This window comes from Streptomyces sp. SID1328, assembly GCF_009865595.1.
Classification (GTDB): Bacteria; Actinomycetota; Actinomycetes; order Streptomycetales; family Streptomycetaceae; genus Streptomyces; species Streptomyces griseoluteus.
The window spans coordinates 1-2,435 of sequence record NZ_WWKH01001055.1 but is presented as its reverse complement, the minus strand read 5'-3'; the positions used below and the strand labels follow the sequence as shown (position 1 = coordinate 2,435).

Below are 2,435 nucleotides of genomic sequence, written 5' to 3'. Positions count from 1 at the left end.
GGCCACCACCCGGTCCGGCCGGCCCGGCGCGCGCGTCCCGGCGCCGCGTTCGGCCGGTCCCGGCCCGCGCTCGGCCGACGACGTGGGCCGCCAGATCAAGGGTTTCGCGTCCACCGGCGCGGTCGCCCCCGGCGAGGCGATCGACTTCCACATCACGGTCGACCCGCCGCAGGAGTTCAGCGTCGACATCTACCGGATCGGCCACTACGCCGGGCACGGGGCCGCCAAGATCACCACCAGCCCCCGGCTGTCCGGCATCGTCCAGTCCGCGCCGCTCGCCGCCGACCGTACGGTCTCCTGCCACCACTGGTGGCTGTCCTGGCGCCTCCAGGTGCCCGCCGAGTGGCGGGTCGGGGCGTACGTGGCGGTCCTCACCACCGCCGACGGCTACCGCTCCCACGTGCCCTTCACGGTCCGCGACGACGAGCCCGCCGACCTGCTCCTGCTGCTCCCGGACATCACCTGGCAGGCGTACAACCTCTACCCGGAGGACGGCCGCACCGGGGCCAGCCTCTACCACGCCTGGGACGAGAAGGGCTCCCTGCTCGGCGAGGCCGACGCCGCCACCACGGTCTCCTTCGACCGCCCCTACGCCGGTGCGGGCCTGCCCCTGCACGTGGGCCACGCCTACGACTTCATCCGCTGGGCCGAGCGCTACGGCTACGACCTCGCCTACGCCGACGCCCGCGATCTGCACGCCGGCCGGATCGACCCCACCCGGTACCGGGGCCTGGTCTTCCCCGGCCACGACGAGTACTGGTCGGCACCGATGCGGCGGGCGGTGGAGGAGGCCCGCGACCGGGGGACCTCGCTGGTCTTCCTGTCGGCCAACACCATGTACTGGCAGGTGGAGTTGTCGCCCTCCGCGTCCGGGGTGCCGGACCGGCTGCTGACCTGCCGCAAGCGAAAGGGCCCCGGAAAGCCGGTGCTGTGGCGGGAGATCGACCGCCCCGAACAGCAGGTGATCGGCATCCAGTACGCGGGCCGGGTACCCGAGCCGCATCCGCTGATCGTCCGCAACGCCGGACACTGGCTGTGGGACGCCACCGGCGCCCGCGAGGGCGACGAGATCGCGGGCCTGGTCGCGGGCGAGGCCGACCGGTACTTCCCGCGCACCGCCCTGCCCGAGCACGAGGAGCGCGTGCTGCTCGCGCACTCCCCCTACACCGACGGCGAGGGCGTCCGGCGCCACCAGGAGACCTCCCTGTACCGCGCCCCCTCCGGCGCCTGGGTCTTCGCCTCCGGCACCTTCGCCTGGTCCCCCGCGCTGGACCGGCCCGGCCATGTGGACGCCCGCGTCCAGCGCGCCACCGCCAACCTGCTGGACCGTATCTGCAAGCGGGACTGACCCTGCCACCTGCCCCGTCCCCGGCATACGGGAGAATCGAGGCAGTTGGACAGAACCACGGGGAGGAACCGTGTCCGGATTCGTAGAAAAGCCCGAGCCGATCCAGGTTCCGGGTCTGGTGCACCTGCACACCGGCAAGGTGCGCGATCTGTACCGCGACGAGGCGGGCGACCTCGTGATGGTCGCCAGCGACCGCATCTCCGCGTACGACTGGGTGCTGCCCACCGAGATCCCCGACAAGGGCCGGGTGCTGACCCAGTTGTCCCTGTGGTGGTTCGACCAGCTCCGTGACCTGGCGCCCAACCACGTCATCAGCACCGAGCTGCCCGAGGGCGCCCCGGCCGACTGGGCGGGCCGCACCCTGGTCTGCAAGTCGCTGGACATGGTCCCGGTGGAGTGCGTGGCGCGCGGCTACCTCACCGGCTCGGGCCTCGCGGAGTACCGGGAGTCGCGTACGGTCTGCGGGCTCGCGCTGCCCGAGGGGCTGGTGGACGGCTCGGAGCTGCCCGGCCCGATCTTCACCCCGGCCACCAAGGCCGAGGTCGGCGAGCACGACGAGAACGTGTCGTACGAGGAGGTGGCCCGCCAGGTCGGTGCGGAGACCGCCGCCCAGCTCCGCCAGCTCACCCTGGCGGTGTACGGCCGCGCCCGCGACATCGCCCGTGAGCGGGGGATCGTGCTGGCGGACACCAAGTTCGAGTTCGGCTTCGACGACGGCACCCTGGTCCTCGCCGACGAGGTGCTCACCCCCGACTCGTCGCGCTTCTGGCCGGCCGAGACCTGGGAGCCGGGGCACGCCCAGCCGTCGTACGACAAGCAGTTCGTGCGGGACTGGCTGACCGGCCCCGAGTCGGGCTGGGACCGCGAGAGCGAGCAGCCCCCGCCCGCGCTGCCCCAGCAGGTGGTGGAGGCGACCCGCGCCAAGTACATCGAGGCGTACGAGCGCCTGACCGGCACCCGCTGGTCCTAGGACGAGAGAAGCCCCCCGGTGAGAACCGGGGGGCTTCTTCATGGAGCGGACGACGAGGCTCGAACTCGCGACCTCAACCTTGGCAAGGTTGCGCTCTACCAACTGAGCTACGTCCGC

The 2,435-nt window shown here is 72.4% G+C and carries 2 protein-coding genes and 1 tRNA gene; 2 read left to right on the top strand and 1 reads right to left on the bottom strand.

The window, feature by feature from the left end:
• Together GT030_RS33980 and GT030_RS33975 are read left to right on the top strand one after the other, a co-directional pair.
• The coding region (locus GT030_RS33980; protein ID WP_161204351.1) for a N,N-dimethylformamidase beta subunit family domain-containing protein at positions 1-1,348 on the top strand (1,348 nt) is incomplete at its 5' end.
• A gap of 70 nt (positions 1,349-1,418) precedes the next feature.
• Positions 1,419-2,318 carry a phosphoribosylaminoimidazolesuccinocarboxamide synthase gene (locus GT030_RS33975; protein WP_161204350.1) on the top strand — a complete coding sequence of 300 codons (900 nt, stop codon included), beginning with the start codon at positions 1,419-1,421 and terminating at the stop codon, positions 2,316-2,318.
• A 41-nt stretch (positions 2,319-2,359) separates the two neighbouring features.
• Here the strand turns inward: GT030_RS33975 and GT030_RS33970 are convergent.
• Positions 2,360-2,435 (bottom strand) — tRNA-Gly (locus tag GT030_RS33970).